At 56.1% G+C, this 20,435-nt stretch carries 28 protein-coding genes, 1 tRNA gene and 1 pseudogene; 19 read left to right on the top strand and 11 right to left on the bottom strand.

From position 1 onward, the window contains the following. Genes atpG through HMPREF9081_RS03165 form a run of 3 tightly spaced genes read left to right on the top strand, consistent with a single transcriptional unit; the run spans position 1 to position 2,745 of the window. Positions 1-852 (top strand): ATP synthase F1 subunit gamma, encoded by an 852-nt coding sequence (gene atpG, locus HMPREF9081_RS03155; RefSeq protein WP_006305523.1) that lies wholly within the window; start codon positions 1-3, stop codon positions 850-852. Between the two features lie 42 nt (positions 853-894). Next, positions 895-2,307, top strand: coding sequence for a F0F1 ATP synthase subunit beta (atpD, locus tag HMPREF9081_RS03160; protein WP_006305524.1), 1,413 nt, complete (start codon positions 895-897; stop codon positions 2,305-2,307). Between the two features lie 3 nt (positions 2,308-2,310). Further along, positions 2,311-2,745 carry a F0F1 ATP synthase subunit epsilon gene (locus tag HMPREF9081_RS03165; protein WP_006305525.1) on the top strand — a complete coding sequence of 145 codons (435 nt, stop codon included), beginning with the start codon at positions 2,311-2,313 and terminating at the stop codon, positions 2,743-2,745. A gap of 55 nt (positions 2,746-2,800) precedes the next feature. Here HMPREF9081_RS03165 and HMPREF9081_RS03170 read toward each other — a convergent pair whose 3' ends face one another. Beyond that, positions 2,801-3,049 (bottom strand): DUF2442 domain-containing protein, encoded by a 249-nt coding sequence (locus HMPREF9081_RS03170; protein ID WP_040394382.1) that lies wholly within the window; start codon positions 3,047-3,049, stop codon positions 2,801-2,803. Between the two features lie 13 nt (positions 3,050-3,062). Next, on the bottom strand, positions 3,063-3,329 hold the full coding sequence (locus HMPREF9081_RS03175) for a DUF4160 domain-containing protein (RefSeq protein ID WP_040394384.1): 267 nt from the start codon (positions 3,327-3,329) through the stop codon (positions 3,063-3,065). A 163-nt stretch (positions 3,330-3,492) separates the two neighbouring features. On the opposite strand from HMPREF9081_RS03175, the gene HMPREF9081_RS03180 reads away from it, so the two are divergent. Genes HMPREF9081_RS03180 through HMPREF9081_RS03190 form a run of 3 tightly spaced genes read left to right on the top strand, consistent with a single transcriptional unit; the run spans position 3,493 to position 5,107 of the window. Next, positions 3,493-3,753: a type II toxin-antitoxin system Phd/YefM family antitoxin gene (locus HMPREF9081_RS03180; protein WP_006305528.1), complete on the top strand. Its 261-nt coding sequence runs from the start codon at positions 3,493-3,495 to the stop codon at positions 3,751-3,753. Beyond that, a complete protein-coding gene (locus HMPREF9081_RS03185) occupies positions 3,743-4,054 on the top strand; it encodes a type II toxin-antitoxin system RelE/ParE family toxin (RefSeq protein ID WP_006305529.1) in 312 nt (103 codons plus the stop codon). The genes HMPREF9081_RS03180 and HMPREF9081_RS03185 overlap by 11 nt, the downstream gene beginning before the upstream one ends. A gap of 30 nt (positions 4,055-4,084) precedes the next feature. Further along, positions 4,085-5,107 (top strand): AI-2E family transporter, encoded by a 1,023-nt coding sequence (locus HMPREF9081_RS03190; protein ID WP_006305530.1) that lies wholly within the window; start codon positions 4,085-4,087, stop codon positions 5,105-5,107. A 48-nt stretch (positions 5,108-5,155) separates the two neighbouring features. On the opposite strand, the gene HMPREF9081_RS14370 is transcribed toward HMPREF9081_RS03190, so the two are convergent. Beyond that, on the bottom strand, positions 5,156-5,305 hold the full coding sequence (locus HMPREF9081_RS14370) for a secretion protein HlyD (protein WP_245529845.1): 150 nt from the start codon (positions 5,303-5,305) through the stop codon (positions 5,156-5,158). A 136-nt stretch (positions 5,306-5,441) separates the two neighbouring features. Between HMPREF9081_RS14370 and HMPREF9081_RS03195 the strand changes: the two genes are divergently transcribed. The 5 genes from HMPREF9081_RS03195 to HMPREF9081_RS03215 are packed head-to-tail and all read left to right on the top strand — an operon-like array spanning position 5,442 to position 8,004. After that, positions 5,442-6,422, top strand: a complete 981-nt coding sequence (locus HMPREF9081_RS03195; RefSeq protein WP_006305532.1) for an ATP-binding protein — start codon at positions 5,442-5,444, stop codon at positions 6,420-6,422. Beyond that, positions 6,419-6,655, top strand: coding sequence for a hypothetical protein (locus tag HMPREF9081_RS03200; protein WP_006305533.1), 237 nt, complete (start codon positions 6,419-6,421; stop codon positions 6,653-6,655). The genes HMPREF9081_RS03195 and HMPREF9081_RS03200 overlap by 4 nt, the downstream gene beginning before the upstream one ends. Before the next feature lie 51 nt (positions 6,656-6,706). Beyond that, complete coding sequence (locus HMPREF9081_RS03205; RefSeq protein ID WP_006305534.1) at positions 6,707-7,084, top strand: hypothetical protein; 378 nt, start codon at positions 6,707-6,709, stop codon at positions 7,082-7,084. Between the two features lie 21 nt (positions 7,085-7,105). Then, on the top strand, positions 7,106-7,753 hold the full coding sequence (locus tag HMPREF9081_RS03210; protein WP_006305535.1) for a hypothetical protein: 648 nt from the start codon (positions 7,106-7,108) through the stop codon (positions 7,751-7,753). Next, on the top strand, positions 7,753-8,004 hold the full coding sequence (locus HMPREF9081_RS03215) for a YkgJ family cysteine cluster protein (RefSeq protein WP_006305536.1): 252 nt from the start codon (positions 7,753-7,755) through the stop codon (positions 8,002-8,004). Before HMPREF9081_RS03210 ends, HMPREF9081_RS03215 begins: the two co-directional genes overlap by 1 nt. 87 nt (positions 8,005-8,091) lie before the next feature. Here HMPREF9081_RS03215 and HMPREF9081_RS03220 read toward each other — a convergent pair whose 3' ends face one another. Continuing rightward, complete coding sequence (locus tag HMPREF9081_RS03220; RefSeq protein WP_040394387.1) at positions 8,092-8,532, bottom strand: Dps family protein; 441 nt, start codon at positions 8,530-8,532, stop codon at positions 8,092-8,094. Between the two features lie 223 nt (positions 8,533-8,755). On the opposite strand from HMPREF9081_RS03220, the gene HMPREF9081_RS03225 reads away from it, so the two are divergent. Further along, complete coding sequence (locus tag HMPREF9081_RS03225) at positions 8,756-10,045, top strand: O-acetylhomoserine aminocarboxypropyltransferase/cysteine synthase family protein (protein ID WP_006305538.1); 1,290 nt, start codon at positions 8,756-8,758, stop codon at positions 10,043-10,045. A 102-nt stretch (positions 10,046-10,147) separates the two neighbouring features. After that, positions 10,148-10,236: transfer RNA gene (locus HMPREF9081_RS03230), tRNA-Ser, on the top strand. A gap of 398 nt (positions 10,237-10,634) precedes the next feature. Here the strand turns inward: HMPREF9081_RS03230 and HMPREF9081_RS03235 are convergent. Beyond that, on the bottom strand, positions 10,635-11,474 hold the full coding sequence (locus HMPREF9081_RS03235) for a PD-(D/E)XK nuclease family transposase (protein ID WP_006305540.1): 840 nt from the start codon (positions 11,472-11,474) through the stop codon (positions 10,635-10,637). A 157-nt stretch (positions 11,475-11,631) separates the two neighbouring features. Between HMPREF9081_RS03235 and HMPREF9081_RS14185 the strand changes: the two genes are divergently transcribed. From HMPREF9081_RS14185 to HMPREF9081_RS03245, 3 genes are read left to right on the top strand one after another with little or no spacing between them, the layout of a single operon-like run. Continuing rightward, positions 11,632-11,820 (top strand): hypothetical protein, encoded by a 189-nt coding sequence (locus HMPREF9081_RS14185; RefSeq protein WP_006305541.1) that lies wholly within the window; start codon positions 11,632-11,634, stop codon positions 11,818-11,820. Positions 11,821-11,822: 2 nt separating this feature from the next. Then, positions 11,823-11,945, top strand: a complete 123-nt coding sequence (locus HMPREF9081_RS14715; RefSeq protein ID WP_280956274.1) for a hypothetical protein — start codon at positions 11,823-11,825, stop codon at positions 11,943-11,945. Between the two features lie 19 nt (positions 11,946-11,964). Next, complete coding sequence (locus HMPREF9081_RS03245; RefSeq protein WP_040394390.1) at positions 11,965-12,873, top strand: IS3 family transposase; 909 nt, start codon at positions 11,965-11,967, stop codon at positions 12,871-12,873. Positions 12,874-12,920: 47 nt separating this feature from the next. Here HMPREF9081_RS03245 and HMPREF9081_RS14780 read toward each other — a convergent pair. The 3 genes and pseudogenes from HMPREF9081_RS14780 to relB form a co-directional block, all read right to left on the bottom strand. Next, a pseudogene (locus tag HMPREF9081_RS14780) lies at positions 12,921-13,114 on the bottom strand (helix-turn-helix domain-containing protein); the annotation flags it as partial. 509 nt (positions 13,115-13,623) lie between these two features. After that, positions 13,624-13,890: a type II toxin-antitoxin system RelE family toxin gene (locus tag HMPREF9081_RS03250; protein ID WP_006305545.1), complete on the bottom strand. Its 267-nt coding sequence runs from the start codon at positions 13,888-13,890 to the stop codon at positions 13,624-13,626. Continuing rightward, the gene (gene relB, locus HMPREF9081_RS03255; RefSeq protein ID WP_006305547.1) at positions 13,887-14,108 is read right to left on the bottom strand and encodes a type II toxin-antitoxin system RelB family antitoxin; all 222 of its coding nucleotides are present in this window, start codon (positions 14,106-14,108) and stop codon (positions 13,887-13,889) included. The genes HMPREF9081_RS03250 and relB overlap by 4 nt, the downstream gene beginning before the upstream one ends. Positions 14,109-14,310: 202 nt before the next feature. On the opposite strand from relB, the gene HMPREF9081_RS14065 reads away from it, so the two are divergent. Continuing rightward, positions 14,311-14,454 (top strand): hypothetical protein, encoded by a 144-nt coding sequence (locus HMPREF9081_RS14065; protein WP_006305548.1) that lies wholly within the window; start codon positions 14,311-14,313, stop codon positions 14,452-14,454. A gap of 213 nt (positions 14,455-14,667) precedes the next feature. Here HMPREF9081_RS14065 and serC read toward each other — a convergent pair whose 3' ends face one another. The 3 genes from serC to HMPREF9081_RS03270 all read right to left on the bottom strand — a co-directional run bounded on the left by serC (position 14,668) and on the right by HMPREF9081_RS03270 (position 18,129). After that, positions 14,668-15,753, bottom strand: a complete 1,086-nt coding sequence (gene serC / locus HMPREF9081_RS03260; protein ID WP_006305549.1) for a 3-phosphoserine/phosphohydroxythreonine transaminase — start codon at positions 15,751-15,753, stop codon at positions 14,668-14,670. A 125-nt stretch (positions 15,754-15,878) separates the two neighbouring features. After that, on the bottom strand, positions 15,879-17,198 hold the full coding sequence (locus tag HMPREF9081_RS03265) for a hemolysin family protein (RefSeq protein WP_006305551.1): 1,320 nt from the start codon (positions 17,196-17,198) through the stop codon (positions 15,879-15,881). Between the two features lie 85 nt (positions 17,199-17,283). Beyond that, positions 17,284-18,129, bottom strand: a complete 846-nt coding sequence (locus HMPREF9081_RS03270) for a ChbG/HpnK family deacetylase (RefSeq protein WP_006305552.1) — start codon at positions 18,127-18,129, stop codon at positions 17,284-17,286. A 148-nt stretch (positions 18,130-18,277) separates the two neighbouring features. On the opposite strand from HMPREF9081_RS03270, the gene HMPREF9081_RS03275 reads away from it, so the two are divergent. Together HMPREF9081_RS03275 and HMPREF9081_RS03280 are read left to right on the top strand one after the other, a co-directional pair. Then, complete coding sequence (locus tag HMPREF9081_RS03275; RefSeq protein WP_006305553.1) at positions 18,278-19,066, top strand: molybdopterin-binding protein; 789 nt, start codon at positions 18,278-18,280, stop codon at positions 19,064-19,066. Next, a complete protein-coding gene (locus HMPREF9081_RS03280; protein WP_006305554.1) occupies positions 19,067-20,428 on the top strand; it encodes an SGNH/GDSL hydrolase family protein in 1,362 nt (453 codons plus the stop codon). It abuts the gene before it with no gap. Positions 20,429-20,435: the final 7 nt, after the last annotated feature.

Consider the following 20,435-nt stretch of genomic DNA (forward strand, 5'->3'; position numbering starts at 1 on the left):
ATGGCAAATTTACAGGACATCCGTCGGCGCATCCGCAGCGTCAAGAGCATCCAGCAGATCACGAACGCCATGGACATGGTTGCGACCTCGCGCCTGCGCCGTGCCAAGGAGGCGGCGAACAGCAACCGTCCCTACGCCGAGAAGACCGCTGCGGTCATTCGGAGCGTGGCGGCTGCGGCGAGCGGCATTTCGCATCCGCTGCTTGAGCAGCACGCGGGCGGCAAGCGCCTGATCCTCGTCATGGCGGCGGACAAAGGTCTCGCGGGTGCGTATTCCAGCAATGCTCTCAAGACGGCGATGACGCTCGTCGAGGACAAGGCGAACACGCAGATCGTCGCAGTCGGACGCAAGTCGCGCGATTTCTTCAAGAACCGCGGCTTTGACATCGTGCACGAGCGCGTCGGCATCAGCGAGCGCCCGAAGGCAACCCACGCACAGAAACTTGCGCGGACGCTTATCGATGCGTTTGAGGCGGGCGGCGTACAGGAAGTCTACATGGTCTATACGCGCTTTGTCTCGGCGATTACCTGCGTCCCCGAGATTGTAAAGCTCCTTCCTTTCGAGGCAGAGGAGGGCGGCGCAGCGCACGCGCAGGCACAGTACATCTATGAACCGAATGCCGAGGAGGTGCTCGGGGCACTGCTGCCGCAGTACCTGTTCACCACCATCTATGCGGCGCTCCTCCAGTCGGCGGCGAGCGAACTGAGTTCACGCATGAACGCAATGAGCAACGCGACCGACAACGCAGGCGAACTCATCGGGAAGCTCGACCTCTACTACAACAAGGTACGTCAGGCGGGCATCACGAACGAGATCAACGAGATTGTCGGCGGCGCCGAGGCACTCAAGTGACATCCATGCACCGTGCGTACATGGAGGTAAGGAGGTTTTCCATTGGCAAAAGGTAAAGTCGTACAGGTCATCGGGCCTGTCGTAGATATCGAGTTTCCGGCGGGCGAACTGCCGGAGATCTTAAGCGCCATCAAGATCAAGGGCAAGGCTGCCGACCAGGAGATCAATCTCACGGTCGAGGTCATGCAGCATCTCGGTGACAGCGTCACGCGCTGCATCGCCATGAGCTCCACCGACGGCCTGATGCGCGGCATGGAGGCGGACGACACGGGCGCACCGATCAAGGTGCCCGTCGGCGAGGCGACGCTCGGGCGCGTCTTCAACGTGCTCGGCGAGACCGTCGATCACAACCCGGAGCCCGTCGGCAACAAGGAGAGCTGGCCGATCCACCGCCCCGCGCCGAAGTTCGACGATCAGGAGACATCGACACAGATCCTTGAGACGGGCATCAAGGTCGTCGATCTGATTGCGCCGTACTCGCGCGGCGGCAAGATCGGACTCTTCGGTGGCGCAGGTGTCGGCAAGACGGTTCTCATCATGGAGCTCATTCACAACATCGCGACCGAACACGGCGGCTACTCCGTCTTTGCGGGCGTCGGCGAGCGTACGCGTGAGGGCAATGACCTCTGGTCGGAGATGACCGAGTCGGGCGTTATCGACAAGACCGCGCTCGTCTACGGTCAGATGAACGAGCCGCCCGGAGCCCGTATGCGCGTGGCGCTGACGGGGCTGACGATGGCAGAGTATTTCCGCGACGTGCAGGGGCAGGACGTGCTGCTCTTCGTCGACAACATCTTCCGTTTCATCCAGGCAGGCTCCGAGGTCTCGGCTCTGCTCGGACGTATGCCGTCCGCCGTTGGCTACCAGCCGACGCTGACGACCGACGTCGGCGCTCTGCAGGAGCGTATCACGACCACGAAAAAGGGCTCGATCACGTCCGTGCAGGCGGTCTATGTCCCTGCGGACGACCTGACCGACCCCGCGCCGGCTGCGACCTTTACGCATCTGGATGCGACGACGGTTCTCTCGCGTCAGATCGCCGAGCTCGGCATCTACCCTGCCGTCGATCCGCTCGACTCCACCTCGCGTATTCTCGACCCGCACGTCATCGGGCAGGAGCACTACGAGGTTGCGCGCGGCGTACAGGCGGTTCTGCAGAAGTACAAGGAGCTGCAGGACATCATCGCCATCCTCGGCATGGAGGAACTCTCCGACGAGGACAAGCTCACCGTTTCACGTGCGCGTAAGATCCAGCGCTTCCTCTCGCAGCCGTTCGCGGTCGCGGAGGTCTTCACGGGCTCGCCCGGCAAGTACGTTGCACTCAAGGATACGATCCGCGGCTTCCGCGAGATCCTCGACGGCAAGCACGACGAACTCCCCGAGGCAGCCTTCTACATGGTCGGCGGCATCGAAGAGGCCCTCGAAAAGGCGAAGAAGCTCAAAGAGGAGGGCTGACGGATGGCGACCATCAAGCTGGAGATCGTATCTCCCGACCGCATGGTCTACGCCGCCGATATCGACATGCTCATCGCCCGCTCCACGGGCGGCGAGATCGGCATCCTGCCGAAGCACATCCCCCTCGTCACGGGACTTCAGCCGCATGCCATGAAGATTCATGTCGACGCCAAGGAACAGCTTATCGCTGTGGCGGGCGGCTTCATGGAGGTCACACCCGAGAAGATCACCGTTCTCGCAACCGCTGCGGAAGAGCCGATCGAGATCGACGTCCTCCGCGCACAGCGCGCCTACGAGCGCGCACAGGAGCGTCTGCAGCTCCTGCACGAGAGCCCCGATACACAGGATGGCATCATCGACGAACAGCGTGCCATCCTCGCCCTCAAGCGTGCTGCAGCGCGTTTGCAGACGGCAAAGGCTCCGACACCCGGAGCGTAAGAGGTATATGGAAACGCCCCAACCGCATCGGTTGGGGCGTTTTTATGCTGTTTTGTCAGACGACAGTCGGGGCTGGTACAGAATCGTCATAGAGCTCGTGCGGAGCAATGTCTCTGCCGTTTTTCCATTCGACTGTAAAGTCGTTGACAAAGACCTGTCGAAACTGCTCGACGTTTTTGAGCGGGGTAAAAAAGGGGAGGTCCAAATAGGGCTTTACATCGAAGTGCCGGTGCTCCCCGTTGGAGAAAGTCACGCTCAGGATATAATTACTTAGGGGCTTTACAGCGATAGGGTGGATTCGCATAATGTACCTCCGATCAGCGAAGTGGATCAATGCGGAACGGGAGCTGCCCCTCGAGCATCAGATCGTAGTTCGCGCGCAGCTCGTCCTCATGCATCATTGTCCACGCGACGAGCATTGCTTGTTTCTTACGTGGGAGACTGCCCTCAAGCACGTTGCCCTCGAAATCGACGACAATGCTGTGCTCGGCGTAATACGCGTGGAGGTGAGGGACGCTGTGACGTTCGTTTCGCTCGACATAAATATAGATTTTGATTCCGTCAAACATACAGATAATCGGCATGGTGAACACCTTCTTCATACGGACGAACAGACATATCGTATAATAAAAGTATAAGCGGTCTCCCCGCATCGGTCAATAGAGCGCGTGAAAAGTTATCGATTCATCCGTCGAATTATCAAATAAACTATGGTATAATTATCCCATTGCAGAAAGGCGGTGCATCATGCCACAGATTATTCCCATCAAGGATCTCAAGGATACCGCGCGCATCTCGGAGATGTGTCACGCGAGTAACGAACCGATCTACGTCACGAAGAACGGCTACGGCGATATGGTCTTTATGAGCATGGAGACGTATGAAAATATGCAGGAGCGGGGACATATCTACCGCGAGATTGCTCGTGCCGAGGAGGATATCGAGGCAGGGCGCGTACATGACGCGCAGGAGGCGCTTGCCCGCACGAGACTGAAATATGCGCTATAGACTTATTGTTCCTGTGCATGTGGATGCGCAGATTGACGCGTGCATTGCGTACATCGTGCAGACACTATGCAATCCCAATGCGGCGCGTAGCATCTTGGATGATCTTGCAGCCGTCTACGAGCGATTGGAACATCTGCCGGAAGCCTTTCCGCTATGCCGTGATACCTGCCTTCGCGCAAAGGAATATCGGAAGGTTACCCTCCCGCATCACAACTATCTTCTTATTTATCGCATTGAGGAAACCATCGTCTACATTGTCGGATTCTTTCATATGCGTGAAAATTATCGGGACAAGTTATAATTCAATATCATATACAGAAAGGAGGCGCCTATGAATCTCGGAAGCTACCGCACGTCCATCATCCTCGCCGTGACATTCACGATACTGCTCTCGACGTTTTGGTTCTATCAGGATTTTGCATTTATCGTCTTCCTCTCGCTGCTCCTGCAGCTCCTCCTAAAGCCTGTCGTGGATTTTATGGAGGTGCGGCGGATGCCGCGCGCGGTCGCGTCGGCAATCGCCATCATTGCGTTCATCCTCGTGCTCGCCGCACTCGCGAGCATCATCTCACGTTCCGTCCTCCCGTCCTTTCAGCGGTTCGTGGCGGAACTGCCGACCATCGGTCAGAGTCTGCAGCAGCTTCCCGTTCTTTCGGACACGGATTTTGTTCAAAACGAATTCGTGAACATCCTCGACCGTCTGCGCAGCGTCGGCGCGGACCTGCTGCGTGCCTCACTCTCCTTCATCCTCGTCGCATTCGGGAAGGTCATCGACTTTGTCATCATCATTTTCGTATCGTTCTATCTGCTGAAGGACGGCGCGGATATCAAACTCTGGCTGACGGGACTCTTTCCGCATAATTCCCGTGCGCGCGTCCTCCGCCTCTTCGATACGCTCCTCATCGCACTGCGCGTCTACATCTGCAGTCAGCTCGTTATGTGCTTTATCACAGGGCTGGTCGTATTCGCCTACTTCAAACTGATGGGGCTGCCGTATGCCTCCGTCTTTGCCCTGCTCTCCGGCATCAGCGAGTTCATCCCCGTGCTTGGACCCACCGTAGCCTCGGCGCTCGGCATCATCATGACCGCCTCGGCGGCGCGGGAGCTGACCGTGCAGACCGCGCTCTTTTACGTTGCGCTCACGCAGGTGAATCACAACGTCGTCTATCCCGCCCTCGTCGGCAAGAGCCTCCACCTCCACCCCGTCGCAGTTATTCTCGGCGTCGTCTTCGGCGGAGAAGTCCTCGGCGCGGCGGGGATGTTCCTCGCCGTCCCCTTCATCGTCATCATCAAGATCGTCATCACGGACATCTATCGCGACCGGCAGGAGATGAAGGACGGGGAAACCATGTAAAAGAAAAATCGCCTCGGCACAGTGCGTGCTGGGGCGATTTTTAGGTGTCTAGGGAATCACTGATAAATTCAGCACCGCCATCTTAGCACATCTTTTTTGCCCGCTTTTCGTTAGCAAATCCTCCACATAGCTTTGGCTATGCGTCCGGTTTGCTGCCTCAATCGGACGAAAAATCTGCGCCAATCTGACGGACTTCATTTTATCAGTGATTCCCTAGGGAAAAAAGGATCGACACATACGGAAATTTTCCTAAAAAAGCGCTTGCCATACGCGGGGGGGGGGGGTATAATATTTTTTAAGGATTTTTAAGGAAATGGTAAGATGGAGGAGTTTTATGGGACTGGGAAAACGTGTCGAACCGCGCGCGGAGATGTCATCGACAGACGTCAAAAGCAATACAGCGGAGAAAGCATCGGATACCTTTGTACCGGAGGAGCCAAAGTATACCTTTGACGATATGATCCTGCCGGAGCATGTGCGCGAACAGATCCTCAATGCTGCGGACTACGCCGAGAACAGTAAGGTTGTGTTCGAGGACTGGGGGCTTGAGCGCACGCACAAGTATTCCAAGCGCATCGGCATCAATCTCTATGGCGAGCCGGGAACGGGGAAAACAATGGCGGCACACGCCATCGCAAAGCATCTCGGGCGCAAGATCATCATTGTCAACTATGCGGACGTCGAGTCGAAATATGTCGGTGAAACACCGAAGAACATTCGCAAGGTGTTCGAGGCGGGCAAGGAGACGGGGAGCATCATCTTCTTTGATGAGGCGGATGCCATCCTCAGTCGCCGCGTCACGAATATGAACAATGCGACGGATGTCAGTGTCAATCAGACGCGCTCCGTTATGCTCATGGCAATGAACGAGTATCAGGACTTTATCATCTTTGCGACGAATTTTATCTCGAACTTTGATCCTGCCTTTATGCGGCGCATCTCCATGCACGTGAAGTTTGAGCTGCCCGACGAGGAATGCCGTCGTCAAATATGGGCGAAGTACATCCCCGCCGAACTGCCGCAGACCCTTGATATTTCGGAAATTGCGGCGAAGTATGACGGGCTGACGGGGAGCGATATATCGAACGCAATCCTCAACGCAGCATTTCGTGCCGCACGAAAACGGGAGACGAGCGTCCCGTCGGAGTATTTCTATGCGGCGGTCGAGGACATCCTGCACAGCAAGGAGGCGAACCGGGAGCGCGAGCCAAAGACCACGGTGCGTCCTGTTTCAGAGGCGTACGTCAAAGAACAGCTCGCAAAGGGGAAAGTCGAGAATCCGTCCAAGATGATGGGGGAAGGAGCCTTTTTATGATACCGGCAATCGCCGCAGGAGTGGCAATGTTGACAGGCGGAACCACAGTGGGAGCGGCAGCAGGAGCTGCAGCCGCAGGAGCAGCCGCCGTAGCGGGCGGGATTGCCGTCAAAAAGGCAATGAGCGGAGGGAATGAGAAGGACAAAAAGGATGATTCGGAAACGCAGGTGCGTTATGTTTCGGAGGACTATGTCAAAAAACAGCTTGCAAAAGGAACGATGAGCAAATTGTAACGCGCTCATTTGATTGCGTTTTTTTGATGAATACATGAAGGAGAGAAGTGTATGATTCCGGCATTGATTGCAGCAGGGCTTCTGCTTGGTGGCGTTGCGTTGGTCGCAAATTGGGATGATATCGTCGATTGGGTACGCGACTTTGTACCCCGCTTTAAGAAGGCATGGGCGCGTATCAGTCCTCATCTTCCGTATGAGATGCAGTTTTTGGGTGATTTGATTGTCAAAGCCGGCGAGCATCTTATCAGCATCATGAATAAAGTTTACTATCAGGAAGAAAGTGGGCAGTGGGTGGAAGAAACCACAAGAAGAAATATTTCTGAAAATCAAGTTCCCCCTCATATCCGTGAAAAAATCCTGAGACAAAAGCAACAGACGGGAGAAGCAGCCGAGATCAGTCAGGAGCTGGAACTCGAAATGGCTGGTTAACTGAGAGACGGAGGAATCAAGATGGTATCTCGTGAACTTGATGGGGTGGATCGTGCTCTTCTGAAGGTGAAGGAAACAATCGATGGACTCTGTAAGCTCTTTGGAAGCATTACCAATTTTCACCGAGAAATGGATATTGATGAAGCTGCCAAATTCTATACGGAGAGACTTGATTCGTATATGGCTTCTGCTAAGCAGAGAGCACAGGATTCACTGATCGCAGGACAGCTTACCTTTCAATATGTTGATGAAAACGTGTTTTTAATTAAACTTGAACTTTACTATCCTACTAGTGATGGTAAATGGATGCAGGAGTCCTCACAAACAACGCGGCAGTTGAAATACCTCAAACCCGCCGCAGCACAGGAACTGCGCGAAAAGAAGGAAATCTCGTTTGAGATCGACCCGCCCGAGGAGACGCCAGAAGGGACTGTAGCTGGAAAACCTGTGACACAGAACTCGTCTGCCGAGGTCGGTGAAGTGTCTGCCCCTACAAAAACTGCGCCACCTGCGGCACAGAGTACACCTGCCATGACAGCGGAAGTGTCTGCCCCCTCCGCAGACCCCGCCGCACCCGCTACGCTTGCGTCCGCGCAGGAGTCCGCCATAGCGCCTCCTGTAGGTGAGGATGCACAACCCGCTCCTGCTTCTACCGACGAAGCAAAATAATGTTCCCGTGTCAGCAATGCGGTGCGTGTTGCCGTGCAGTCGGACAGTCGCCCCTTGGCAAAGACCTTGCGGATGCAGACGGCGTGTGCAAATATCTGAACCGTACGACGAATCTCTGCACCATCTACGCCGAGCGTCCAGCGATCTGCCGCGTCGATGACTACTATGACGCGCACTGTCGCGGCGTGATGTCGCGCGTAGCATACTATGAAGAGAATCTACGCTGTTGTGAAAGACTGCGCGGGAAATGAAACAAGAGAAAATGTCATACAAAAAACGCCGTACCAATCGGTACGGCGTTTTCGTGTATATGGGAAGCAAGGAAGAATGGACTGTAATTACGCAAGCATGGAGCGGAGGAACCAGATCTGCTTTGCGTAGTTGGTGATGTGATCCTCCATGAGGTTGGCGATGCCGAAGACATCGTCCTTATCAGCGAGGGCACGGATCGATGCCGCCTGGTCGCGGAGGAGTTCGAGGTCAGCGAGCGTCAGCTGGAGTGCCTTCTTCTGATCAACCTTCTCATCGGCGAGCTCCTTGATCGTCGCGATCGCGAGGTAGCCCTTGAGGCTCGCGACCGGCTGCTCACCGCAGATCTTGAGGATCTCGGCGCTCTCATCAAGCACGTCCGCGAATGCGTCGTAGAGTGACTCAAGATACTCGTGTACCGCCTTGAACTGCGAGCCGACGACGTTCCAGTGGAGATTGTGCAGCTTGATGTAGCCGACGCCGATGTTGGCGATGTATCCGTTGAGTGCGTTTGTGATTTCCTTGTTCATAGTAATTCCCCTTTCGTTTTGTTGTTCCGCAGATGCCGTGGCATCTGTTTCATATCTCATTACGTCTGCAATTATAGCGCAGGCATCGCTACTTGTCAATAGTAATTATTAAATAATGCAAAACCTGAATCTCAATGAAAGTTTTCCTTGACAAATCCGATGTTTTGTATATAGTTCATAGCTATAAACTATGTGTTTTCGGAAATGGAAAAGGGGACTTACCATGAGCGAGAAAAAATACCATTTTGAAACCCTGCAGGTACGCGTTGGACAGGAGCAGGCGGATCCCGTGACGGATGCGCGTGCCGTGCCGATCTACCAGACGACGTCCTATGTATTCCACAATGCGCAGCACGCCGCCGACCGCTTCGCACTCAAGGATCCGGGCAATATCTACGGGCGGCTCATGAACCCCACGCAGGATGTGTTCGAGAAGCGCATCGCGGCGCTTGAGGGCGGTGCGGCGGCACTCGCGTTCGCCTCGGGGGCGGCGGCGATCACGGCGACGTTCCAAGGGCTTGCCCATGCGGGCGATCACATCGTCGCGCAGCAGACCATCTATGGCGGCTCGTACAACCTCCTCGCGCATACGGTGAAGGAGTGGGGCATCGACGTGACCTTCGTCGATCCGAAGGCGGGCGCACAGGGCTTCGCGGAGGCGATCCGCCCGAATACGAAGTGCGTCTTCATCGAGACCGTCGGCAACCCGAACGCCGACCTCATCGACATCGAGGCGGTCGCTGCGGCAGCGCACGCGCAGGGCGTGCCCGTCGTCATCGACAACACCTTTGCAACGCCGTACCTCCTGCGCCCGATCGAGCATGGCGCGGACATCGTTGTGCACTCGGCGACCAAGTTCCTCGGTGGACACGGCGCGAGCCTCGGCGGCGTGATCGTCGACGGCGGTACGTTCGACTGGAAGGCGTCGGGACGCTTCCCGCACCTTACCGACCCGAACCCGAGCTATCACGGCGTGAGTTTTGTCGATGCGCTCGGCTCCGTCGCATTCGTCGTCTATCTTCGTGCACTCATCCTGCGCGACACGGGCGCGGCAATCGCACCACAGAGCGCGTTTTACTTCATTCACGGGCTTGAGACACTGTCGTTGCGCGTCGAGCGTCACGTCGAGAACGCGCTGAAGATCGTGGACTTCCTCGCGAAGCACCCGAAGGTCGCGAAGGTCAACCATCCCTCCCTGCCCAACCATCCTGACCACGAAATCTACAAGCGGTACTTCCCGCACGGCGGCATCTCCATCTTTACCTTTGATATCGTGGGCGGGCGTGAGGCGGCGTTCCGCTTTATCGACAAGCTGACACTCTTCTCCCTCCTCGCAAACGTCGCGGACGTGAAGTCCCTCGTCATTCACCCCGCGACCACCACACACTCCCAGATGAACGAGGCGGAGCTTGCCGCCTCCGGCATCGGCGAGGGGACAGTGCGCCTCTCCATCGGCATTGAGCACATCGATGACCTGATTGCGGATCTTGAGGAGGCACTCGCCGAGGTGTGAGGATGTTGTGAGCAGTGATGCATGAGTCACCTCACTTTCGAAAAAAGCCCTTGCCAATGCGCTCCCTACTGTGCTATAATGCGTCATGTCGCATAAGCGCATGGAGAGGTGTCCGAGTGGTCGAAGGTGCTTGACTCGAAATCAAGTGTGGTGATGAGCCACCGTGGGTTCGAATCCCACCCTCTCTGCCATTGAAAAATAAGGCTTCGTGGAGATTTCCACGAAGCCTTTTCTGCACGCATTTTTTGGTGAAAAATACGATTTTGGGCACATTTTGGGCACACGAGATTTTGAAAGTGGATTTTATGGTGCTCGAAATGAGGGGAGCTGACATAGAAAACGAGGATGCCGTGCCGCATCCTCGCATTCGTTTGTGCATCACTTTTGAACTCTTGGAAGGGACTGTTTGATTTCCTTCTCAGCGGACAAAAAGCTCTCTTTTGTCCCTTGTCCGATGCCTTTTTTGCAGAATACCCGTGTTTGTGGTGGTATCCATACCCTGTTATTTGCATGGACAGGCGGGACGAGGGGACAATACTCTGCTGGACAGTGCATCACTTTTCGGAGAAACGTGATGCACCTTTCTCCGTTATAGGAGTGCCAGGTACTTTGGCTGATCGGACTTGGCAATCTTCAGCGCGTCCATCGCAGCCTCGGCGGTGATGCCTAGGCTTGAAATGAGGTTCTTGATGCTTTTTATACGTTCTGTTTCTGCACCGCGAATTTCACCACGAACCTCGCCGCGAACTTCGCCAATAGCAATACCGTCGTTGTAGATTTCTTCCATTACCTTGCACATAGCGGCAACCCCCTTTTCATCTTCTTTGAAAAAGCGTACGCGTTCGGCGAGCACGTCGCTGTACATATCGTTCGGATCACTGCAAAAGAAGTCGTGCATGAGACGCCCCAGCGGGCTTTCGCTCTGGCATTCCCCGTTGACGTAGAGAATATGCGTGCCGTCGTTAAATACCTCCTCGGTGTCCTCGAATGTTCTCCGCACCTTGTAGAGCGGTTTTCCTCGCTTCCATATGTCATGCTCGGTGATAAAGATGACGTAGGTCTCCGGCAGGTCGGGGAAGAGCGTTCCCTTGCTGACCTCGCGAGAATCAATCATGCTGCTGTTGAATCTCGCACGACGGGGAATTGCACCCTCGTCGCTGCGCTGAATCTCCACATCGTAGATGTTCTCGCCATCCGTCGCGAGTGCGTCAAATCGTACGGAACGACCATAGAGGTTCGGCACACTCTGCTGCGTGATGACCTCCGTCACGCGCAGACGATCATTTTCCATGACGGCACGGAGCACGACCTCCATGCAGGGGATATTCCCATCAAAGCAGCTGTTAAAGAACGTGTCATCCATCAACCGAAGCTGTTTGATCTTCTCAAGGTATCGAATTTTCTTTTGTTCGAGTTCGATGATAATCACCTCAAATCAAATGATCTACCTATATTTTATAGGGATTTCCTCTTTTTTGCAAGATTGTCATTTCTCTTGCGTGCCAAAAATGATGTTGTATAAATAAAGTTGACAACTTCTTCGCAAGGATTTTAGATAAAGTCAAAGAGGAGAAGGAGCGGTCAAAATGGCAGCAAACAGGCAATACGATCACGAATTTAAGGTGCAGGCAATCAAGCTGGCGCAGGAAATCGGTCAAGCGAAAGCCGCCAAAGAGCTAGGAATTTCCAAGAACACGAGTATACATGGACATGCGCACACCGGCTTGGATATTTGGATCTTGGGTGCGGCACGCAAACACCGCAGAGTGCCCTGAGCTTGCACGAGGAGCTCGTACAGCTGCGCGCCCAGATCAAGGCACAGGATAAGGAAATTCGACGTCTGAAGAAAGAGAATGACTTTCTGGAAGAAGCAAGCGTTTTTTCGCCGCGAGCCGTCTGAAGTCAACAAAAACGAACGTATGAAGTTTATTGCGTTCAAGACAGCAGACGGCGCACACAAAGGGAATATCAGTTTTTATTGCAGACTGCTCCATGTCACAAGACAGGGATTTTATCAGTATCTGGTAAGCAAAGACCGCCCATGGAAATATCAGGAACTTGCCGATGCCATGATGCAGATCCATGCAACGGATGAATGCAACGATACCTACGGAAGAATCCGCATGTATCAGGCACTCAAGAGCAAGCAGCCAGAAGGCATCCATGTTCCGAGTGAACGCACCGTTTACCGCATCATGGAAGAGATCGGCTTAAGTCATCGTCCCAATCATAAGCCGAACGGTATCACAAAAGCAGATCGGCAGGCACAGATGTCGGAGGATCTCCTGCACCGTGATTTTCATGCCGACACACCGCTTTCCAAGTGTGTCACTGACATGACAGAGATTCCTGCGTGTGATGGAAAACTCTATGTTTCAGCACTCTTTGACTGCTATGACGCCGGCGTGCTCGGACTTTCTATGGATACGCATATGAAGGCTTCTCTGTGTGTGCAGATGCTTGATAACGCCATGATTTCCTACCCAATGCTCAGGGGAGCAATCCTGCACTCGGATCGCGGCAGCCAGTACACGAGTCAGCTGTATCGGGAGGCAATCAAAAACTATGGAATCCGTCAAAGCATGAACAGTGCCGGTGGACGCTGTCATGATAACGCGCGTTGTGAGAGTTTGTGGGCACGTATGAAGTCGGAGCTTCTCTACGGACGCTATGACACAAAGAAAATGACAACCGAAGAATTGAAGGTTCTTGTTTGGCGATACTTCATGAGCTATTGGAACAACCGCCGAATTTGTTCAACAAACGGTGGGCTTCCTCCGATGGTGAAGCGGCGACAGTTCTATGACTCTATTGCCGCAACCACTTAAACGTTCGTTCCCTTGTGAGAAATTTGTCAACTGTTCTTGACAATATCAGTCCAATCGGAACGCTTCTGCGTTACCGTGCCGCGCTTTATTTCCTCGTACAAGGTGGAGCGGGCGATGCCAAGGTCTTTGGCGATTTTCACCTTGGGACACCGAGACGCAGCATCGCTTCGATCTGCCCGCGCTGATAGGCGTTTAAGTGTTTGAATGTGCGGCGTTTTGTGGTAGAATGAAGGTGGGGTATACAGAACCTCCTGGTGGTGTTTGTGCAAAGATATTTTACCAGATTGATTCTGTATGTTCTACTTTTTTATGTGTCCGATTTCATTTTACAATGAACCATTTGAAATTCAAAGTTGAGGGAGAGGCTGGGTTGAAATGTGCCTCCGTAGGATGTATAGGAAGCGCTGATAAATTCAGCGCCATCACCTTGACGCATCTTTTTTGCCCGCTTTTCGTCGGCAAATCCTCCACAGAGCACCACTCTGCGTCCGGTTTGCCTCCTCAATCGGACGAAAAAATCTACGCCAATCTGACGGACTTCATTTTATCAGCGATTCCTATAATCCTTGTGTAAAATTTGTTTCTGCATACTCATATTTTACGCTAGAAGCTGGTGTTTGAAAACACCGGCTTCTGTGTTTTTTGCACAAAATTGAGGCTGCTGCACGTTCGTTTTGTGCAACGGCCCCACAACAACCGCGAGAGGAGGTGAGTGGATGGCAAAAGAAAAGCCCCTGCACGAGCAGGGGGCTAGTCATAAACATCACGGCGATGCCCGACGGTCACAATCAAGATCACAACAATATCGTCTTGAATGTCGGCAATAAGGCGGTAGTCGCCGATTCGGTAACGCCACTGACCACTGCGATTAGCGGTCAGACCTTTACCATGAAGGCGCGGGTTGTCGCATCCTTCAAGATTACGTCGAATCCAAGTGACTATCATTGCGTACACGTGGCGGTCAAGTTTCTTCAGAGCTTTTTTCGCTTGTGCACTGAAAACGACACGATAGTTCACGAAAGCCCAAGCTCCTTCTCTACTTCTTCCAGTGTGTAGGTCACGGGATTTGCGCGGAACGCTTTCATCGCTTCCTCGTATGCCTGCCGATCAAGCTCGTCTTCCATTCGTTCGCGCATGGAGAGTGTGGCAAAGTCGGACAGGGACATACCGGAACGAGCGGCGTGCTTCTTGAAAAGGCGGGCGTCGCGTTGGTTTAGATGTATGGCGACGGTCATAGCAGATCAGCTCCTTTCTATGGTGGTTATCGTCATTTATTGACCTCCGGGTTATCAGTTCTGCCGACGAGGTAGTCAAGCGATACGTCGAGGTAGTCCGCAAGGGCGATAATGTTTTTGAACGCAGGTTCACGGTTTCCGTCCCTTTATGGGGGGATCGTATGCTAGCAAAATTATAGCATAAAGCTAACAGGAGGGCTACATGAGAGTATCAGTTTTCTTACGAGTTTCACCGGAGCTAAAGCGATGGTTGGAGCAGGATGCAAAGCGGCGCGGGCTGATGCTCACGGGGCTTATCATGGCTCTCTTCAGTGAGTACCGCGAGCAGAAGGACAGGACGGCTTGACATACTCCCCACAGCGAAAGCCGGGGGATTCTTGATGTACACTTCAAGTGCAACGATTTCGTGTTTTTTGCACAAAATTTGAGGCTGTTGCACGTTTGTTTCGTGCAACAGCCCCACTGTCAAGCGTTTGCGGGCGATTTTGTGGGAATGAAAAAGGTTGCTGTACGAAGCGGGAGCGTTTCGTACAGCAACCTTTATAGGGATTACAAACTGTCAGTGCTTCTTGCGGAAGTCTGCCATAAACGCCGCAAGTTTCTCGACTCCTGCGAGGGGCATGGCGTTGTAGATGGAGGCACGCATGCCGCCGACGCTGCGGTGTCCCTTGATGCCGCTGAGTCCGAGCTCTTTTGCCTGCGCGACGAAGTCCGCCTCAAGAGATTCGCTCGCGAGGCGGAAGGTGACGTTCATGCGCGAGCGGCTGTCCTTCTCTGCGTGTCCGCGATAGAAGCCGCCCGATGAGTCGATGGCGTCGTAGAGGAGGGCGGCTTTCTTCGCATTCGCCTCGCCCATGGCGGCAAGTCCGCCGTGTTTCTTGATCCAGCGGACGGTCTTGCCGACCATATAGATGGCGAAGACGGGTGGGGTGTTGTAGAGGGAGTCGTTCTTTAGGAAGGTCGCATAACGAAACATGGTCGGGAGTTCGGCGGGGGTGTTTTCGAGCAGTTCCTTCTTTGCGACGTTGAGGACGACGCCCGCAGGTCCGAGGTTCTTCTGCACGCCCGCATAGATGAAGTCGTAGGAGGAAAAGTCCCACGGGCGCGAGAGGATGTCGGAGGACATATCGGCAAAGAGCTTCACGCCGCCTGTCTCGGGGGTGTAGTGGTACTCCGTGCCGTAGATGGTGTTGTTGAGGCAGATGTGGAGGTAGGCGGCACTGGGCGCAATGTTCAGCTCGTCCTGCCGCGGGACGCGGACATAGTTCTCCTCCTTGGTCGAGGCGGCAACGGTGCCGACGCCGAGCTTCACGGCTTCCTCGTATGCCTTTTGCGCAAATGAGCCGGAGAGGGCATAGCTGCCGGGGTGGGACTCTGTGGCGAAGTTCAGCGGGATGAGTGCGAAGGTCTGGCTTGCGCCGCCGGTGGTGAAGACGACATCGTAGTCCGCACCGAGTCCCATGAGTTCGAGAATGTCTGCCTTTGCCTGTGCGTGGACTTCGTCGTAGGCGGGGGCGCGGTGACTGATCTCGAGGATGGACATGCCCGTGCCGTTAAAGTTCAGCAGCTCGCTCTGTACCTCTTTCAGTACGTCCTCGGGCAGGACGGCGGGGCCGGGGTTGAAGTTATAAATGCGTTCGTTCATGGTATTTCTCCCTCTATGTTTTGTGATTCCTATGAGGCGCCCCTTCCGTCACGCTGACGCGTGCCACCTCCCTCGTTTCGACGGGGGAGGCTCAGGGGATCGGAAACGGGATGGAGCGTGTCCTCTTAGCTTTCCCCATCTGAATGCTCTGTTCGCGTCATACGGATTTGGGCGACGCGCGCGCGGTCCATGCGCAGCACCTCGAAGATGTAGTCGTCCCATGTGCAGATTTCGCCGACCTTGGGGATGCGGCCGATCTGCGCGGTGACGAAGCCGCCGAGCGTGTGAAAGTGGTCGTGATCCTCGTCGGGCAGTTCGTCAATGCCGAACTCCTCTTTGAACTCGTCGATGGGGAAGAGACCGTCAAAGACCCAGCTTGTCGTTTCCTCCGCACCCATGCGTGTGCTCGCGGGCGCGTCCTCGTCCGCGCTGCCGATGATCTCCTCCATGATGTCGCCCATCGTTATGAAGCCGACGACGCCGCCGTACTCGTCGAGGACGACCGCCTCGTGGATGGCGCCCGTGCGGAATTTCTCGAGGACACGCAGCCCCTCCATTGTGCGCGGGACGAAGAGGGGCCTCCGGATGTAGTCCGCGAGGTCAATTTCCGTGCCGTCGAGTGCTGCGTCGAGAAGTTCCTTTGCGTAGACGACGCCGCGAAAATCGTCAAGGTTCTCGTAGGCGACGGGGAACACCTCGTGCGCCGCCGCGCGAATAACGCGCAGCTGCTCGGCGCGCGTCTCGGCGAGGTCGATCCACGCGATCTGTGTACGCGGGGTCATGAGGGCAGAGGCGGTCTGGTCGCTCATGTGGAAGATGCGGTCGACCATGTCCTGCTCCGCCTTTTCAAAGGTGCCGTCCTCCGTGCCCTGTTCCATGAGATCCTTGACGGCGTCCTCCGTTGCGGGGGTGCGATTCTCGGGATTGAGTCCGAAGAGCAGCAGGAGACCGCGCGAGACGGAGACAAGTGCTGCGCTCGGTAGCGCTGTGAGGCGCGTGAGCAGGTGGATCGTGCGGTGACTGCGCATGAGGATGGCCTCGGGATCCTGTAGGGCGATCTGCTTGGGCAGGAAGTCTCCGAAGAGCAGGTTCAGCGCGGTCATCACGAGAATGCTGAGGACGAGCGCGGCAGCAAAGACCTCCATGCCGGGAAGGAGCTTCGCGAGAAAACGCCCGAAGGTCGGCGCGACGAGGAGTCCAATGCCGAGTCCCATCAGGAGGCTCGTGCAGGTGACGCCCGCCTGTGCCATGGCAAGGGGCGGTGCGGAATGCTCGAGCAGGGCGAGCGCCTGCGCGGCATCGCTGTCGCCGTCATCCGCGAGGCGTTCGAGGCGTCCGCGGTGGGACTCGGTGAGCGCTGTCTCGATCTGTGCGAAGTAGGCGTTCGCGGAGAGGCAAACGATAAGCAGGGTGAGTGCAAGAAGATCGGATAGGGAACTGTCCAAGGGTGTATGCAGCTCCTTTCAATAGATGGATATGGATTGTATTGTAGCACAGACGCAGTGAAATGTCATGGATACATGCACGTGCTCACTCCGCGAACACGTGAAAATTGACAATCTCCGCGCCCGACGCAGCGAGTGCATCCTGCACGGCAGGCGCGCAGACGGCGGCGAACTCTGCCTCAAAGTCGTGCTCCCAGAGGCAGTCACGGATCAGCACGGCATTGTCTGTGCCGGGGTGGAGCATGACCTCTGTTGTGCCGTCCTTGAGCTGTGCTGCGATCTTCGTGAGCGCGCGCGTATCGACCGCCTCGCCCGCGACAATGCCCGCAAAGTGATCGGGCGTGCGGATGCCGCGCCGCCGCGCCTTTGTCGCTGCACGGCGCGCGAGTACGGCAAGCCCCGTGCGTCCGATGAGCTGCCCAACGCCGCCGAAGTTCCCCGCGAAGAGCGGCGCGCGCGGTGCGCGCATGGCAGGAATTTTTGCCGCGCGGCAGAGGTCGAGCACAATGTCGATGATGTGCGGCAGGACGTGCATATGCTGGTGGCTGTCCGCGTGCGTCGGGTGAATCCCCGCCGCCTCCACGCGCCGCAGCTGCGCCGCCAGCTCCGCGCGCACTTCATCAAGGCTTACCCTGCCGCGCAGGAGGCGCATGGCAAACGCCGTATGGTCGTCGACAAATACGCCCGTCTCCGTCACGAGCGACGGAATCGCTGCGGGCGGCAGCACGGGATTCCCGTTTACGAGTGTCAGGTGGATGCCGACGCCGAGTGCGGGCGTGCGCGCGGCAAGCGCCGCCGCGTCGTCGAACACCGCGCCGCCCGGCATGAGCGTCGCCGAGCGCAGCACCCCGTCCGCCACACAGCGCTCCACTGCTCGGTTGATGAGCTCATGCCGTCCGAAATCGTCCGCATTCAGAATGATTTGCTTCAAGTTGTTTTCCTTTGTGTTTTCAGGATTTTATCGTATAATACATTACCATCATATTTTCGACAAAAAATATGAAATCACCTTTTCTATATAGGACTTTTATAGTAAAATAGGCTAGAAAATTTCTGTATTTCTTCCAAAGGAGTATTGCATGATCGTTGAAATCATCAGCGTGGGCACGGAACTGCTCATGGGAAGCATTGTGAACACGAATGCGCAGCACATCGCGCGCAAACTGGCGCATATGGGACTGGACGCGTACTATCAGACTGTTGTGGGGGACAATCCGGAGCGCCTGCGCGCCGCGCTCGACATCGCATACACGCGCGCGGACTGCGTCATCACGACGGGCGGACTCGGGCCGACGAAGGACGATCTGACGAAGGAGATGCTGATTTCCTACTTCGGCTGCACGCCCGTGGAGGATCCCGAGACGCTGCGCCGTCTGGAGGAACGCGCAGCAAAGCGCGGCATCCCGCTCAGCGCGAGTATGCGCAAACAGGCGACTGTGCCCTCGGGTGCGCTCGTCCTGCAGAATGACAACGGCACGGCACCCGGCGTCATCATTGAGAAGGATGGCCGCGCGTGCATCATGCTCCCCGGTCCGCCGAAGGAGATGAAGCCGATGTTCGATACGGCGTGCAAGGTCTTTTTGCGCGGTAAGAGCGATAAGGTTTTTGTTTCCATGAATATCAAGCTCTATTCGATGGCGGAGAAGGGGCTGCCCGTCGGCGAGTCGCCCGTCGCCGACCGCCTTGGCACACTCGTCGATGGGGAGAATCCCTCCGTTGCGACGTATGCGAAGGAGGACGGCTGTCTCGTGCGCGTCACGGCAGCAGCACCGACACGTGCAGAGGCGCAGGAACTCCTTGCGCCAACCCTTGCCGCCGCGCGGGAGGCAATCGGGGAAGAGTATATCAAACATGTGGAAGAGGACTAAATGCGACTTGGGATATTCGGGCGGAGCGTGGGGATGCTCCTTGCTGCCTGCACCATGCTCACAATCCTGCCCGCGGAGGCGGCTGTAAAAAATCTGCCGCGTCACACGGCACAGGCGAGAGGGGAGGCGGAGCGCGCCATGCAGGAAATCACGGAGCAGGTGGAGCGTGAGCACGCGCAGATGGTGTCCCAAGAGGAGCGCATATCGTCTGTACTTCTGCATTGGCAGCCCTATCCTGCGGCGGTACGCTACGCGGTGCAGCTTACGGAGAGCATGCCGGACGGTACAATGCGGGTGCGGGAGACGATGGATCGTGTCTATACGACGGGGCTGCATCTGCCGCTTGCAGGATATGGAACGGCCGATCATCTCTATTGGAGCGTGCGGCCGCTCGACTACGACGGAGCCCCGCTCACCGCGTGGTCGGTGCCGCGCCCCGTACGCGGAGAGAAAGCGGATCCAACGGCGCCCGTGCTGACAACGGAGTATGCAGATATGGCGTATGCGCCGCTTTACCCCGTCTACTCATGGATCCCGCTTGCGGGGCAGACCGTGCACGAGGTCGAGGTCTACCGCCGTGAGGGCACGTATGATCGCTATATCCATACACTGCGCGCGGGCGAGTACGATGTCTATGACGATGAGCCGTTTACCGTACCGGGCACCTACGTCTATCATGTGCGTGCCGTGACAGCGGCGGGCAAGCCGCTGTCGAACTGGTCGAACTACGGCACGTTTACCGTAGCTGACCGTACACCGATTGCAGCGCTCGGGGACAGCATCACCCACGGCGGCGGGGCGATCACCGTACCGCCCTCGTATCGGCTCTACGATTGGGAAACGTACTGCACCGTTCCCATCAAAAATCTCGGGCACAGCGGTGACACGACGGCGGAACTGCTCGCGCGCTTTGAGCGCGACGTGCTGCCCTTTTCCCCGCGCGTCCTCCTCATCATGGGCGGCGTCAACGACTACCGCAGCGGCATTTTCGGCGCGGAGAGCGTGCGCAACCTTGCCGCCCTGCGCGACAAATGCAAAATGTACGGCATCACGCCGATCTTTTTGACGGTGACGCCCATCCGCCCCGCGATGATGACCGCGCGCATGACCATCACAACGCCGCCGGCCGACTGGTGGGCGCATCGTGACTACATCAACCACTGGGTTGTGCAGCAGGAGTACAGCCTCGACGTTTCGACCGTGCTCTCGGATGAGAACGGAGAGCTCGAGGCGGGGTATACCACCGACGGACTGCACCCCGATCTCGCAGGTAAGAAATACATCGGCGAGCGTGTGGATGCCTATCTGCGCACGCATTTCGCCTACGCCTCGGGCGAGGCGGCAAAGCGCGTGCAGAAGTGAAAAGTTT

The organism is Centipeda periodontii DSM 2778 (genome assembly GCF_000213975.1).
GTDB classification, from domain to species: Bacteria; Bacillota; Negativicutes; order Selenomonadales; family Selenomonadaceae; genus Centipeda; species Centipeda periodontii.